Source organism: Corynebacterium sp. HMSC058E07 (genome assembly GCF_001809885.1).
GTDB classification, from domain to species: domain Bacteria; phylum Actinomycetota; class Actinomycetes; order Mycobacteriales; family Mycobacteriaceae; genus Corynebacterium; species Corynebacterium macclintockiae.
The window spans coordinates 74671-89302 of the sequence record NZ_KV799248.1; the positions used below are offsets into that span (position 1 = coordinate 74671).

Here is a 14632-nt window from a genome sequence, read left to right on the forward strand (position 1 = left end):
CAAAAACAGAGCTAACCAAAGCTGCCCCGAGACCCGTTAGGAGCGCCAGCTAGTGAGTATCGGCACCGGCCCATTGATCGTCCAATCGGACAAGACTGTGCTGCTGGAAATCGACCACGAGCAAGCCCAGGAGGCGCGCACCGCGCTGGCGCCGTTCGCGGAGCTGGAGCGCGCGCCCGAGCACGTGCACACCTACCGCATCACCCCGCTGGCGCTGTGGAACGCCCGCGCGGCCGGGCACGACGCGGAGCAGGTCATGGACGTGCTGGAAACCTACTCGCGGTTCCCCGTCCCGCAACCGCTGCTGATCGACATTGCCGACACGATGGATCGCTACGGGCGGCTGAAGCTCATCAAGCACCCGGCGCACGGGCTCGTGCTAGAGACGACGGACAGGGCTGTGTTGACGGAGATTCGGCGTCACAAAAAGATCAAGCCCATGTTGGGCACAGAGATCGACGAAGACTCGATCGTTGTGCACCCTTCCGAGCGCGGCAGGCTCAAGCAAGAACTACTGAAGGTCGGCTGGCCTGCAGAGGATCTGGCGGGCTACGTCGACGGCGAGGCGCACCCCATCGAACTGTCGCAGGAACACGAGCAGTGGCAGCTGCGCGATTACCAGGAGATGGCGGCCGATAGCTTCTGGGAGGGCGGCTCGGGCGTGGTCGTCCTGCCGTGTGGCGCGGGAAAGACGATGGTCGGCGCGGCTTCCATGGCAAAAGCGAAGGCCACCACCCTGATCCTGGTGACGAACACGGTCGCGGGCAGGCAGTGGAAGGACGAGCTGGTGCGGCGTACTTCCCTGACCGAGGACGAGATCGGCGAGTACTCCGGAGAGAAGAAGGAAATCCGCCCCGTAACCATTGCGACCTACCAGGTGGTCACACGGAAATCGAAGGGCGAATACCGGGCGCTGGAGCTGTTCGACTCCCGCGACTGGGGGCTGATCATCTACGACGAAGTGCACCTGCTGCCCGCACCGGTGTTCCGCATGACCTCTGACCTGCAGTCCCGCCGCCGCCTGGGGCTGACCGCCACCCTGGTGCGCGAAGACGGACGCGAGGGCGACGTATTTAGCCTGATTGGGCCGAAGCGCTACGACGCCCCGTGGAAGGACATCGAAGCCCAGGGCTGGATCGCCCCGGCAGACTGCACCGAAGTGCGCGTGCAGCTGACCGAGGCCGAGCGGATGGTCTACGCCACCGCCGAGCAGTCCGACAAGTACCGCCTGGCCGCCACCACCCCGACGAAGACGAAGGTGGTGCGCAAGATCATGGAGATGCACCCGGACGAGCCTACGCTGATCATCGGCGCGTACATCGACCAGCTGGAGGAGATCGCCGAGGAGCTGGACGTGCCCGTCATCGACGGCAAGACCGGCAACGCCAAGCGCGAGAAGCTCTACCAGCAGTTCCGCGATGGCGAGTTACAGACGCTGGTGGTTTCCAAGGTGGCGAACTTCAGCATCGATCTGCCCGGCGCGTCCGTCGCCATTCAGATCTCCGGCACGTTCGGTTCCCGCCAGGAAGAAGCACAACGCCTGGGCCGAATCCTGCGCCCGAAGCCGGACGGTGGCGAGGCGTTCTTCTACTCCATTGTCGCCCGCGACACCCTGGATGCGGATTATGCCGCGCACCGCCAACGCTTCCTGGCCGAGCAAGGCTATGGCTACCGCATTGTCGATTCCTTCGACCTTTAGAATCTTTAGTTACTGCCGTTTTTAAGGAGCACCCCTATGTCTGCAGCCCAGCAACCAATGCAGGTCGACTTCAACTTCGACGTCGACGAGGAATACGCCCGCAAGCACAACGAGTTCCTGCGCGATGCGAAGCGCATGCAGGTCTCGGCGGGTGTGTTGGCCGCAGTTCTGGGAGTGATCGTGGCGGTGCTGCTTCTCACCGCAGGCTCTAACTGGTGGGCCATAGCCATCAGCTTTGCCCTGGGTGTGTTCGCGCTACTGTGCCTGGCCTTGATCCCGATCTTGCCCCGCAAAATGGGATCGCCACAGCAGTACTTTGACATGTACCAGCTTGCCCCGGCGATGATCGCGGAGGTCAACGCCCGCGACATGTCGCTGTTGATGCTGGTGGACGCCTCTGCGGATCCGCAGCGCACCGTCCCCGCCCTGGCGGTCCGCACCGTGACCTCTGTGCCGGGTGTTCCTCGCGAGGTCGGTGCGCGGGTGCCGTCCATGGCAGTGACCGGCTACCGCCCGACGCGCGGCCCGAAGGTCTACGAGGAGATCTCCCCCATGCCGGTGGCGTGGGGCACCGGGGATGTGAAGGTCTGGAAACGTGCGGAGCGGGCAATTAGCACGAATCTGTGGAACCGTCTGGACGGTCTACTGGATCAGGTGGACAAGGCCAAGAAGGCCAATCGCAGCGTCTACGTACTGGAACAGCCCACGGGCGGAAAGCCGAAGAACTAACGCAGATCACTATTGCGAAAAGCCCGTGATTGATTTCACAATGGTTGTGTAGGTCACTAGACTGGCACCCACATTGTTGAACAATCCGGCCGGTGGTGCCGCTGCTTCGCACTCCGGCCACGCGTCCGACTGCGCGTCCAATCACGCAAGGAGTCGATCACATGTCCCCATCCCGCAGCCCGCTTTCCATAGACCTCAACGCCGACCTCGGCGAAACGACCGGCGGTAACCCGGTCAGCGATGATGCGGCGATGGTGGCCATCGTTTCCAGCGCCAACGTCGCCTGCGGTTTTCACGCCGGCGACGCGCACGCGATCTCTAACACTCTGGCGGCTGCCGCGGAGAACAACGTTGCCGTTGGCGCGCACGTCGGCTACAACGACCAGGCCGGTTTCGGCCGTCGCTTCATCGACTACTCCCCCGCCGAGCTAGCCGACGAGGTCCTCTACCAAATCGGCGCCCTGGACGCGCTGGCCAAAGCCCGTGGCACCCAGGTGCGCTACGTCAAGCCCCACGGCGCCATGTACAACACGATCGTCCACCACGAGGCCCAGGCCAAGGCCGTCATCGAGGGCATCAAGGCCTTCGGCGCGGATCTGCCCGTCATGCTGCTGCCCGGCGCGGTTGCCGCCAATTACGCGGAAAAGGCCGGCCTGCGCGTGATCAACGAGGTCTTCGCCGACCGCGCCTACAACCCGGACGGCACACTAGTTTCCCGCCGCGAGAACGGCGCCGTGCTACACGACCCGGAGGTTGTCGCCCGCCGCGTGGTACGTATGGCCGAGGAAGGCACAATCGAGGCCGTCGATGGCTCCACGATCCGCACCGCCGCAGATTCGGTGTGCGTGCACGGCGACTCCCCCGGCGCGGTCGCCATGGCGGAGCGCATCGCCGCTGAGCTTAAGGCCAACGACATCACTATCGGGAGCTTCCTGTGAGCCACTCCGTTTCCCCCGTCGGCACCCGCGCCGTCATCGTCGACCTGCCCGACCTCGTCACCGTCATGGCGTGGCATGCCTCGCTGGTCGCCACCCCTTTGCCGGGGCAGGTAGAGGCCATCGCCGCGGCGCGCACTGTTCTGGTTTGTTTTGACGCCCACTCCTCCGCCATCGCCGGTTTGAGCGCCCTGCGGGACTTCCACCCGCAGACCTCTGCCGAAGCGAATCCGCGGGAAGTCACCATCGACGTCGTCTACGACGGCGAGGATCTGGCGGATGTCGCGACCCTGATGGGCATTTCCACCGAGGAGCTGATCCCCCGCCACACCCAGCAGCAGTGGCTGGCAGCCTTCGGCGGTTTCGCCCCGGGCTTTACTTACTGCGTACCGGCAGAAGGCGATCACACTTACACCTGGGATGTTCCCCGCCGCAGCTCCCCGCGCACGGCTGTTCCGGCTGGCGCGGTGGGACTGGCCGGGCAGTTCTCTGCCGTCTACCCGCGCACCTCTCCCGGCGGCTGGCAGTTGCTGGGACACACCACGCAGCCGATGTGGGACACGAACGCCGAGCAACCCGCGCTCCTGCAGCCGGGCGATACGGTGCGCTACCGCCAGGTGCGGGAATCCATCAGCGCCGGGGCTGACTCTTCCACCGCTTCCGGCGACTCAAACGCAAAAGCCCCACGGGAAAAGTCGGCCGGTGGGGGCGTGGGGGCGTCCACAAGCAACACACCTATCGTCCCCGCCCGCCCGAGCGTGAAGGTCATCGACGCAGGGCTGCAGACCCTGTTCCAGGACACGGGGCGTGCGGGGCACGGCGACATCGGCGTGAATAGCTCCGGCGCCGTCGACCGCGCAAGCGCCTGGGCGGCCAACGATGTGGTGGGCAATGCATCGTCGGCCACTGTGCTGGAAAACATTGGTGGTATCGGGCTAGAAGCGCTGGTGGATACCGCAGTGTGCGTTACCGGTGCGCAGGCAACCGTTTCGATTGGTCGGCGCACCGTCGAGCTCGGCTCGCCGGTACAGGTCAAGGCCGGGCAAACGCTGCAGGTAGAGCCACTCGGCGGCGCCGGCAACGGCCTGCGCAACTACGTAGCCGTGCGCGGCGGACTGGTGACCGACAGGGTGCTGGATTCAAGCTCCACCGACGTGCTGTCCGGGCTTGGCCCGCGACCCGTATCCACCGGCGACGTGCTGAAGGCCGGGCGCCGCACCGCCAAGGCCTCCGTCAGCGCGGCGACGACCAACCCCTTCGACGGCACCAACGTGTTGCGCTGCGTTGCCGGGCCGCGCGAAGACTGGTTTAGCAGCGAGGAGCTGCAGCGATTCACAGAGCTGGAGTGGACAGTGACCGGACAGTCCAACCGCGTAGGTCTGCGCTTAGCGCTGCCAGAAGACGAAGACGGGGCCGCCCCCACCCCGCTGCAGCGCAGCCGCGACGGCGAACTTGCCAGCGAGGGCATGGTCAGTGGCAGCATCCAGGTGCCACCGAACGGCCTGCCGGTGGTGTTCATGGCCGACCACCCCGTCACCGGCGGATATCCGGTCATCGCCACGGTCATCGACAAGGACCTGGATAAGGCAGGCCAGTTCGCACCGGGAGACACCGTGCGTTTCGAGCTTGTGGATTTCGACCCGCCTGCCGCAACGACCGATCCTGCCCGCTAACACACCCGACACAACACTGAAGAACCAAAGAAGACGAGGAACCTAACACATGAGCCAAGAGACCTTCCCCCTGCAGACCGTCCTTATCGCCAATCGTGGCGAGATCGCAGTGCGCATTGCACGTACCGCACGCGACCTGGGCATTCGCTCCATCGCCGTCGTCTCTGAAGCGGATGTGGACAACCTCCACGCAAAGATTGCCGATGAGGCCTACACCCTGCCCGGCAACACCGCCGCGGAAACGTACATGAACATCCCGGCGCTGTTGGATATCGCCCTGCGCGCCGGCGCGGACTGCGTGCACCCCGGCTACGGCTTCCTCTCGGAGAACGCTGACTTCGCCCGCGCCGTCACCGAGGCCGGCCTGACCTGGGTCGGCCCTGCCCCGGAGGCCATCGAGACCCTGGGCAACAAGGTTGCCGCCCGCGCCTTGGCCACCGAGGTCGGCGCCCCGCTGGCTCCCGGCACCCCGGATCCGATACCGAACTGGGAGCAGGCTCGTGACTTCGCCGATCAGCACGGCATGCCCATCGCCATCAAGGCCGCTTTCGGTGGCGGTGGCCGCGGCCTGAAGGTCGTGCATGATTACAACGACATCGAGGCGGCCTTCGAATCCGCAGGCCGCGAGGCCAAAGCCGCCTTCGGCCGTGGCGAGTGCTACGTGGAGAAGTTCCTGACCAAGCCCCGCCACGTGGAGGCGCAGGTGCTGGCCGATACGCACGGCAACGTCCGCGTCATCGGCACGCGCGACTGCTCCGTGCAGCGACGCTTCCAGAAGCTCGTTGAAGAGGCCCCGGCGCCGTTCCTCACTGACCAGCAGCGCACCGACATCATCGAGGGTTCCCGCTCCATCTGCCAGGCTGCGAACTACACGGGCGCAGGCACAGTGGAGTTCATCGTCGCCGAAGACGGCACCGTCAGCTTCCTGGAGGTCAACACCCGCGTGCAGGTCGAGCACCCCGTCACCGAGGTGGTGACGGGCGTAGACATCGTCGCCGAGCAGTTCCGCATCGCCGCCGGCCTGCCGTTAAGCTTCGACGAGGATCCTGCCAGCGACGGTCACGCCTTCGAGTTCCGCATCAACGCAGAAGACGCTGCCAATGGCTTCGTCCCCTCCCCCGGCACCGTCACCCAGTTCGAGGTGCCGACGGGCCCGGGCATCCGCGTGGACGCGGGCGTGCGCGCCGGATCCACCATCCCCGGTTTCTACGATTCCCTCATGACCAAGCTAATCGTCAAGGGCCCGAACCGCGAGGTTGCTCTGCGCCGCGCCCAGGCCGCCCTGGCGGAGATGCGCGTCCAGGGCGTGCGCACGGTACTGCCCTTCCACAAGGACATCGTGACCCACCCCGCTTTCTGTGGCGATGACCTGCACGTCTACACCGACTGGGTGGACAAGGAATACGAGCCGGGCATCGGCGCGGGCTACGCCGGTTCCTCCCCCGAGGACGTCGAGGATGCCTACACCGAGCGCACCACCCTCACCGTCGAGATCGACGGCCGCCTGCACCGCGTGAGCCTTCCTTCTTCTTTCGGCGTTGCTGCTGCCCCTTCTGTTGGTACGGACGCCCCCTCGGCCTCCCCCGCCGCCGGTTCCAGCGCGGCCGCCGGTAACTCCGGCGCAGGTGGTTCTGCAGGTGGTTCTGCCGCCGGCAACGCCGTGGCGTGTCCATACACTGGCGTGCTGGTGAAGTGGCAGGTTGCCGACGGCGACTCTGTGGAGGTCGGCCAGCCGATCGCAACGATCGAGGCGATGAAGATGGAGTCCACGGTGGAGGCCAAGTCCGCCGGTACGATCACCCTGGCGCAGCTAAACCCGGGCGACAATGTTTCGAAGGGCGACGCGCTGGGCCACATCGCGTAATAAGCTGTACTGCTATGCACTCCCAGTCGGCTATCGCACATTCAGCTCTCCTTGACGGCATTGCCTCCGGCGCTTATGCGCCGGGCGAGAAGCTTAATGAGGTGAATGTGGCCCAGTCGCTGGGGATTTCCCGCAATACCCTGCGGGAGGTTTTCGCCACCCTGGTTTCGGAGGGTCTGCTAGAGCGGATCCCAAACCGGGGTGTTTTCATCGTTGAGCCTACGCGCCAGGATTTAAGCGACATGTACGCAACCCGGCTGGTTTTGGAACCCGGGGCTCTGCTGTGGGGTCGGCGGGTAGGGCTGGACAAGCTGGATGGGATCGTTTCCGCAGCGGAGAACCTACGGGATTCCGCCTTGCCACAGACGACCGACGAGGATATCCGTGCGATCGCTGATGCCAACCAGGCTTTCCACCGTGCGATCGTCGCCAGCGCCGGCGCTGAAGGTCTGAACCAAACAATGGATCGCATTTCTGCGCAGATGCGCTTGGGCTTCGCCCGAGCCAACCGCCTGAACCACCAGTTTCACATTGAATTCATCGCCCAGAACCGGACGGTGACGAACCTGATCGCGGAGGAGCGCTGGCAACAGGCCGCGGATCAGCTGGCCGAACACCTGCAGCACACACGGGACAACATCGAACGCTACTTCGGCTAGCCCGCCCCCTGCAGAACTCAAAGCATCTGGTCAGGGCACTTGGTATTGCAGGTCGCGCGCGTCGGTAATCAGCATGTGTCCCGGCGCGTGGCAGATCGCAAACTCCGGCTTGGATTCCATCACCACTGATTGCGGGGTCACACCACAGGCCCAGAACACCGGAATCGTGCCTGCGGGAATGTCCACGGCCTCGCCGAAGTCGGGGTGGTTCAGATCTTCAATGCCGATGGCGGCGGGATCGCCCACGTGCACAGGCGCCCCGTGCACCGCCGGGTAGCGGGAAGTAATTCGCACCGCATCGGCCACCTGGGCAGCCGGAATGGGGCGCATGGAAACGACCATGGGGCCAGAGAATACTCCGGCCGGGTTCGTCTGAATGGTCGTACGATACATTGGCACGTTCTTGCCCTGGGCGATGTGCTCCACCGGCACGCCGTTATCCAGCAGTGCAGATTCAAAGGTGAAGGAACAGCCGATGATGAAGCTGACCAGGTCGTCGCGCCAGATGTCGCGCACATCTGGTATTTCGCTTTCCAGCTGGCCGCCGCGGTACACGCGGTACAGCGGAATATCGGTGCGGATATCCCCATCGGCTAGCAGTTCAGAGGAAACCTGACCGGCCTCTAGCACTCCGAGTAGCGGGCAAGGCTTAGGGTTGCGCTGGGCGAAAAGCAGGAAGTCGAAGGCCTGCTCTTGGGGCAGAGTGATCAGGTTCGCCTGTGCATATCCCCGCGAATAGCCCGAGGTGTGGGTAACAGTTCCTGCCCGGAAAATCTCGCGCGCCTGCTTCGGCAGCAACGCACCGCGGTCATCTGCCCTCTGGCTGCCTGCGCCCTTCGCCATGGTTCACTCCTTTATTCCCAGACTCTTGTGCCCAGGTCTTATGCCCAGATTTCCGGCAGCTTACTCAAGGAACTCCAGCTCAGGTACAACGTCAGCAGCCAGGTGATTACGCCGAGAACCAGCAGCCATGCCGGGTACTTGTAGTTCTGCATCAGGTCGCGGCGGCGCCACGCCACCCACAGCACGACGGCGAAGCCGATCGGCAGAATCAAACCATTAAACGCACCGGCGAAGATCAGCAGTTTCTGCGGCGCCTTGTTGACCACCAGGTAGATCGTGGCACACACGATGATGAATCCGACGACCAACCAGTTGAAGGTGGACTTCTTCATGGACTGCGGGGTGACGAAGGTCAGCGAGGTGTAAGAGGCGCCCACCACAGACGTCAAGCCTGCAGCCCACAGCACCACGCCGAAGAAGCGCACGCCGATATCGCCTGCTGCGTGGCGGAACGCGTCTGCTGCCATGTTGTTGCCGGCCAGCGTCACACCCGATGCGACCACACCCAGGATCGCCAGGAACAGCAGCACACGCATCACACCGGTGACGATGATGCCGGAGATAGAGACCTTAGTAATCGTGCCTACGTTTTCCACGCCGGTCTGTCCGGAATCGATCATGCGGTGCGCACCGGCGAAGGTGATGTAGCCGCCCACGGTACCGCCGATCAGGGTGGTGATCACTAGGAAGTCCACCTCGTCCGGCATCACGGTATTCTGCAGTGCTTCGCCCAGCGGCGGTGAAGAGACAATCGCGACGTAGATCATCAACAGGATCATGATCGCACCCAGACCAACGACGATGCGGTCCAGAGCCATGCCCGCGCGCTTAGATAGGAAGATGAAGATAGCGATGAGCGCCGAAACTCCACCGCCGATCAGCGGACTCAGGCCAAGCATCGCGTTAAGCCCCAGGCCGGTACCGCCGATGTTGCCGATGTTGAAGATCAGACCGCCCACAAACACGAAGGCTGCCATGACCCAGCCAAGGCCAGGTAGGACTTCGTTGCCCAGTTCGTTTGCTCGTTTGCCGGATACGCCCAGTACGCGCCACACGTTGAGCTGAATCGCGATATCCACCAGGATCGAGACCAGGATCGCAAACGCGAACGCCGCCCCCAAGTCTACGGTGAAGTTGGTGGTTTGGGTGATGAATCCCGGGCCGATGGCGCTGGTGGCCATGAGGAACATTGCGCCCAGCGATGCACTGAACGTGACTGCGCGGGTGGCAGCCGGCGCGCCGGCTGCGGTCTGGTCGGTGGTGGGCTCGTTAGCTCCGGACATGTCGCCCGCGTGCTCGTCTGTGTTCGACATTAAAGCACCTTTCTATCAGTGATCCATATCACCTTAGAATGTTGTTCAACAATCTGCAACTACCTGGTGCAACCACTCCGCCAGTTCGTCTACCCGCTGCCGCCACACCGCGGGAGCTGCGATGATGTGTTCACTGTCGTACTCGAAGAGCTGCACCTCGGTGCCGCTGTCTTCGAAGTATTTCTTTACGACGCCCCCTCCGGTTCCCCGACTATCAAACTTCGCCAGGGATACTGCCGTGGGAACCCCTGCAATATCCACCGCGAACCCCTCCGGGATTCGCGGGCTGAGCGCCGCCAGGAAATCCAGCCCACAGGCCGCACCCACAACCTGGCTCGCTGCCACCAATCCACTGCCGAAGACGATCAAACCAAAGGCGTTAGGCTCCAGCTCCTCCTTGACCTGCGCGATCGCCTCCGCAACATCCTGCTGGGTGAGGTCCCAGGCTCCGTAGCCGGGAAGCGGGTAGGTCAGATCCACAATGGTCACCCCAGAGCGCTCTGCGATGGAAGCGAAAAGCGGCAGCCAGAACTGGTCGTGACTTGCACCGTCACCGAACCACCCTGGTCCGCCGTGCAAACTCACGGCTACAGCGCCGGTGGGATTAGGGGGCGTCAACACCGTGCCTGCAACCCCATCCGGCAGGGCGCGATACTGCTTCGACCAGGGTTCGGCCCGCACCTGAGAAGTGTAGGCGACGTGCGGCATGCGATGGTCCAGCCCAGCGCCCAGCACCAACAGGCTGCTGTGCGCCAACAAGTCAGGGACGCGTGCCCACATCCGTTCGGTATCGTCGACCAGTTCGGCGGGAACGGGGCAGGATTGCTCCTTGTAGCGGGCTCCCTCATCGGTGACGAGGGAGCTAAAGATCTCCGGGTAGTTGTCCTCGAAGAAATTGTTCAGCTGCTCCAGCTGCTGCTTCGCCGTCAGTGGCTCCACACCAGCCTGAACATCGCGATCTGCTCCCGGCAGGTTGACGATGTCGGAGTTCGGGGTCTGCTCGCTCATGGTTAACGATTGTAGTTGTACGCTTCGCCTTAATCGGCGATCGCTTCCAGCGGGGAGGTTTTCGCCGCCTTGTGCGCCGGCCAAATCGCGGCGAGCACACCCACTATGCCGGAGCCGACCACCATCCCGACCAGCAGCAACCATGGGAACACCACGCTATCCAGTCCCTCGGAAGCCAGCACCTTTACGAATACCCAGCCCAGGCTCACGCCGATGAGTACGCCGAGCAGCGCACCGTAGATGGCGATCTGCACGGCTTCGAGGGTGATCATCCGGCGCACTTGCCCGCGGAACGTGCCCACCGCGCGCAGCATACCGATCTCCTGCTTCCGTTCGATCACGTTCAGCGCCAGGGTGTTGATGATGCCCAGGATGGCTACCAGGATCGACAGCGCCAGCATGGCATTGAGGATCATGAGCAGCTGATCAATGCCGGAGGAGACGGTGCCCGCGTACTCGGCGGTGGTCAGAACATCCGCCACGATGAACGGCTCTACCGATTTGCGCACCCTCTCCTGCAGTTCCTTGTCGCGGACGCTTCCGTCACCGTGGACGAAAACTTGCATGATCCTCAGGTCCCCTACTTCAGACAGGGGCTTGCCCTTGCCCGAGTAAGGCGCCAGTGCAGCCTCGTTGATCAGGATCTGGGGCTGGATCGGCTCGGTGTAGATTCCGAGCAGCTTCACGTCACCCATCTTCCCCTGACCAACGCGATACATCGGCACCATGTCGCCGACGTTCCATTTCATGGATTTAGCCTTGTTTTCGGAAGCGTAGAAGCCCGGCTCGTCGGTCTTCAGGCCTCCCCCCAGGGACTTAAGACCCATGGATCTACCCAGGTCACCTTTGTAGTAGAAGGCGTACATACCGCTGTATGAGACATTGCCTTCGTCCATGGGTTTGCCCATGCTGATGGGCGCCGCACCAACCGTGGAGGAATATTCCACACCTTCGGTCTCCTCCACGGCCTTCTCCACGCCCTTGGGCAGCGGGAATCCCTGGTTCTGAGGACCACTGACCACGAGGTCGGACTTGATCGTATCGCCGATCATGCCTTCCATTGCGCCCTTCATCGTCGCGCCGACCATGCCAAATGCCGCCACGAGAGCCACGCCCAAGGTAAGGGCAAACGCCGTCGTCGCCGTCCGTCGCGGGTTCCTTCGCGAGTTTGTGGACGCCAACTTTCCAACCGCCCCAAAGGGAGCGCCAATGACGCGCCCGAGTGCGGGGACAACTGGCATTGACAGCGCCGGAGAGATCAGGAAAGTACCGACGATCACCAGTAGCGCGCCGACTCCGAGAATGACCGCGCGGTTCTTCGTGTCGGCGTCATTTAGCAACAGCGCAGCTACCGCCGCAGCCACACCTGCAAGGCTCACGATCAGCCCCGCGATCGTCCGCAGCTTCAGTGGCGAGGCGCTGGAAACATCGCCGGAGCGCATAGCCTCCACCGGGTGCACGCGACCTGCGCGGCGGGCGGGCGCCCATGCGGAGATAACCGTGATGAGCACGCCGATGACCAGAGGAAGGATGATGGCCTGCGGGGTCAGGCTAAGCCCGCTGCTCGGCAGACCGAAACCGGCCATGTCCATGAGCGCGAAAATGCCCTTGGATAGTCCCATGCCGGCGAGGATGCCGAGGAGCGAACCGACCACACCGACGAGCACGGCCTCGAAAACCACGGAGGTCGTCAGCTGTATACGAGAAGCGCCCAGGGAGCGCAGAAGTGCGAACTCGCGCATGCGCTGGGCAACCACCATGGAGAACGTGTTGGCGATGATAAAGGCGCCGACGAGGAGGCTAACCAGTGCAAAGGCAAGCAGGAAGTAGTTGACGAAGCTGAGGCCTTCCTTGACCTCCTTGGTTGCCTGTTCAACGATCGAGTCACCCGTGGCGACCTTGAGTTCCGGGAATTGCTTCTGGATCGAGTCTTTAAGCTGATCCGGAGTTACGCCATCGCGGGCGGCGAGCCAGAAGCCATCGGGGAAAGTACCGTCCGTGTAGCGCTCGATATAGACAGAGGGCTCGATGGCAAGGCCGAGGTAGCCGCCGACCGAAAAGTCGGTGTTGTAGATACCGACGACTTTGTATTCGTGGCTATTCCGAATGTCGATGGCTTTCAGGGTGTCACCAACGTGCACTCCATGTTTCTCAGCGGCATCGCTGTTGATCATGGTCTCTTTGGCACCCTTGGGCGCGCGACCGTCCACCATGGTGATTGACGGGCCCGGGGCATCCTCGTCAGTGTCATTGGGAAGCACCACCGAGGGGGCGCCGCCGGTGCTTAGCTGCTTACCGTCCTTGGCGACGACGGCTGTCGTTTCGGATGCCATTGCAACGCTTTTGACATCCTGGTTAGACTCCAGCTTCTTCCTGGTCTCCTCAGTGATCGGCTTTGTCGGATCCTTCTGGGATACGTCGACATCTACAGCGGAATAAACATTCTCGAATACTCCGTTGAAGGACTTCTGCATCATGTCGGTGAACATGAAGGAGCCCGAGATAAACGCGGTTCCGAGCACCACCGCGATGATGGTGAGGGTGAAGCGGATCTTGTTAGCGAGCACACTGCGGTACGAGACCTTCGCGACAGCACGAGTATGACTGCTGCGGGATTTACCTGCGTCTGCCGATCCGCGGTGTTTGTGGGCACGAGTGGAGTTGGGCATGACTAATGCTCCTCCAGCTTGCCCATGACGCCCAGGATTGCATCAACGTCAGGCTTGGTGAGCTCGTCTGCGATTTGTCCGTCGGCGAGGAATACGACACGGTCGGCGTAGGAGGCGGCCTTCGGATCGTGAGTGACGATGACGACTGTCTGGCCGTCCTTGTCGACAGCGTTGCGCAGAATGCTGAGGACTTCGGCGGAGCTATTGGAATCCAGGTTGCCGGTGGGTTCGTCGCCAAAGATGATGTCCGGCTGGGTTACCAGTGCGCGAGCGCAGGCGACGCGTTGTTGCTGACCGCCGGAGAGCTCCGAGGGACGGTGGTTCAGGCGTTCCTTCAGGCCGAGGCGTACAACAACCTCGTCGAACCATTCTTGGTTGACCTTGCGGCCGGCGATGTCCAGCGGCAAAGTGATGTTTTCCTTCGCGGTGAGGGTAGGGACAAGGTTGAAGGACTGGAAGATGAATCCCAGCCGATCGCGGCGGAGTGCGGTGATCTGTTTGTCGTTCAGCGTGGAAATATCCGTATCGCCGATCAACGCCTTACCACTGGAGATTGAGTCGAGGCCGGCCATGCAGTGCATGAGGGTGGATTTACCGGAGCCGCTGGGTCCCATGATGGCGGTGAACTGTCCGTCGGCGAAGTCGATGGAGATGCCGTCGACTGCCCGTACCTCTGTCTCTCCGTGGCCGTAGATCTTCTGTAGGTCTACTGCCCGAGCGGCGCTGTGTGTTTGGTTTGTATCTGTGTGCTTCATCAGCGTTGCTCCTTAGAGGTTCCCCAACTTGCATGGGGGCCTGTATGCGGGTTGTTGTCTGGACGCCGAGGGCGGCCTCCAAAAGTAAACTGTTTAAACAAGCTAATTATAGGCTCTTCCTTCACAGTCTTCCCGACAACAAGAAAAAGACCCGAGGGGCTCCAGTAAATCGGAGCCCCTAGGGTCTTTCTCTTTAGTTTTAATGCCGGCGGTGACTTACTCTCCCACACCCTCCCAGGTGCAGTACCATCAGCGCAGGTAGGCTTAGCTTCCGGGTTCGGAAAGGGACCGGGCGTGACCCCACCGCTAACAACCACCGACAAACCAATTCAGAACAAAACACACACCCACAACAAACCCCAACCAGGGTTTCAGTGGTGTGCCGTGCCGTTCCAGACACTGCATAACAGACGCGAGCAACACTCAAACTTATGCGACATTCAAAATCGTCTCAGCACACACATTGTGTTGAACATCGGCTAATT

General features: G+C 62.6%; 11 protein-coding genes and 1 rRNA gene. 6 read left to right on the forward strand and 6 right to left on the reverse strand.

Features of this window, described 5'->3' with window-relative positions; translation table 11 throughout:
* Window positions 1-52: 52 nt before the first annotated feature.
* From HMPREF2678_RS01315 to HMPREF2678_RS01340, 6 genes are all read left to right on the forward strand, one after another.
* A complete protein-coding gene (locus HMPREF2678_RS01315; protein ID WP_034969705.1) occupies window positions 53-1699 on the forward strand; it encodes a DNA repair helicase XPB in 1647 nt (548 codons plus the stop codon).
* A 36-nt stretch (window positions 1700-1735) separates the two neighbouring features.
* Complete coding sequence (locus HMPREF2678_RS01320; RefSeq protein WP_070550572.1) at window positions 1736-2428, forward strand: DUF3239 domain-containing protein; 693 nt, start codon at window positions 1736-1738, stop codon at window positions 2426-2428.
* A gap of 161 nt (window positions 2429-2589) precedes the next feature.
* On the forward strand, window positions 2590-3366 hold the full coding sequence (locus HMPREF2678_RS01325; protein ID WP_070550573.1) for a LamB/YcsF family protein: 777 nt from the start codon (window positions 2590-2592) through the stop codon (window positions 3364-3366).
* Window positions 3363-5036, forward strand: a complete 1674-nt coding sequence (locus HMPREF2678_RS01330) for a 5-oxoprolinase subunit B/C family protein (RefSeq protein ID WP_070550574.1) — start codon at window positions 3363-3365, stop codon at window positions 5034-5036. Before HMPREF2678_RS01325 ends, HMPREF2678_RS01330 begins: the two co-directional genes overlap by 4 nt.
* A 49-nt stretch (window positions 5037-5085) precedes the next feature.
* Window positions 5086-6900, forward strand: coding sequence for an acetyl/propionyl/methylcrotonyl-CoA carboxylase subunit alpha (locus HMPREF2678_RS01335; RefSeq protein WP_070550575.1), 1815 nt, complete (start codon window positions 5086-5088; stop codon window positions 6898-6900).
* A gap of 14 nt (window positions 6901-6914) precedes the next feature.
* Window positions 6915-7559, forward strand: a complete 645-nt coding sequence (locus HMPREF2678_RS01340; RefSeq protein WP_070550576.1) for a GntR family transcriptional regulator — start codon at window positions 6915-6917, stop codon at window positions 7557-7559.
* A 30-nt stretch (window positions 7560-7589) separates the two neighbouring features.
* Here the strand turns inward: HMPREF2678_RS01340 and HMPREF2678_RS01345 are convergent, their stop codons facing one another.
* From HMPREF2678_RS01345 to rrf, 6 genes are all read right to left on the reverse strand, one after another.
* Window positions 7590-8402, reverse strand: a complete 813-nt coding sequence (locus tag HMPREF2678_RS01345) for a putative hydro-lyase (protein ID WP_070550577.1) — start codon at window positions 8400-8402, stop codon at window positions 7590-7592.
* Window positions 8403-8440: 38 nt separating this feature from the next.
* Window positions 8441-9715: an NRAMP family divalent metal transporter gene (locus HMPREF2678_RS01350; RefSeq protein ID WP_070550578.1), complete on the reverse strand. Its 1275-nt coding sequence runs from the start codon at window positions 9713-9715 to the stop codon at window positions 8441-8443.
* Between the two features lie 45 nt (window positions 9716-9760).
* The gene (locus HMPREF2678_RS01355) at window positions 9761-10723 is read right to left on the reverse strand and encodes an alpha/beta hydrolase family protein (RefSeq protein WP_034969726.1); all 963 of its coding nucleotides are present in this window, start codon (window positions 10721-10723) and stop codon (window positions 9761-9763) included.
* A gap of 29 nt (window positions 10724-10752) precedes the next feature.
* Window positions 10753-13392: an ABC transporter permease gene (locus HMPREF2678_RS01360; protein WP_070550579.1), complete on the reverse strand. Its 2640-nt coding sequence runs from the start codon at window positions 13390-13392 to the stop codon at window positions 10753-10755.
* Between the two features lie 2 nt (window positions 13393-13394).
* Window positions 13395-14147, reverse strand: coding sequence for an ABC transporter ATP-binding protein (locus HMPREF2678_RS01365; RefSeq protein ID WP_034969733.1), 753 nt, complete (start codon window positions 14145-14147; stop codon window positions 13395-13397).
* Window positions 14148-14350: 203 nt separating this feature from the next.
* Window positions 14351-14468, reverse strand: a 5S ribosomal RNA gene (gene rrf, locus HMPREF2678_RS01370).
* Window positions 14469-14632 lie beyond the last annotated feature (164 nt).

Bases quoted from the DNA above. Each gene is read 5' to 3' on its own strand.
- HMPREF2678_RS01350 (WP_070550578.1), bottom strand. From the start codon at position 9,715: ATGTCGAACACAGACGAGCACGCGGGCGACATGTCCGGAGCTAACGAG.
- HMPREF2678_RS01335 (WP_070550575.1), top strand. From the start codon at position 5,086: ATGAGCCAAGAGACCTTCCCCCTGCAGACCGTCCTTATCGCCAATCGT.
- HMPREF2678_RS01320 (WP_070550572.1), top strand. From the start codon at position 1,736: ATGTCTGCAGCCCAGCAACCAATGCAGGTCGACTTCAACTTCGACGTC.
- HMPREF2678_RS01345 (WP_070550577.1), bottom strand. From the start codon at position 8,402: ATGGCGAAGGGCGCAGGCAGCCAGAGGGCAGATGACCGCGGTGCGTTG.
- HMPREF2678_RS01365 (WP_034969733.1), bottom strand. From the start codon at position 14,147: ATGAAGCACACAGATACAAACCAAACACACAGCGCCGCTCGGGCAGTA.
- HMPREF2678_RS01340 (WP_070550576.1), top strand. From the start codon at position 6,915: ATGCACTCCCAGTCGGCTATCGCACATTCAGCTCTCCTTGACGGCATT.
- HMPREF2678_RS01360 (WP_070550579.1), bottom strand. From the start codon at position 13,392: ATGCCCAACTCCACTCGTGCCCACAAACACCGCGGATCGGCAGACGCA.
- HMPREF2678_RS01355 (WP_034969726.1), bottom strand. From the start codon at position 10,723: ATGAGCGAGCAGACCCCGAACTCCGACATCGTCAACCTGCCGGGAGCA.
- HMPREF2678_RS01325 (WP_070550573.1), top strand. From the start codon at position 2,590: ATGTCCCCATCCCGCAGCCCGCTTTCCATAGACCTCAACGCCGACCTC.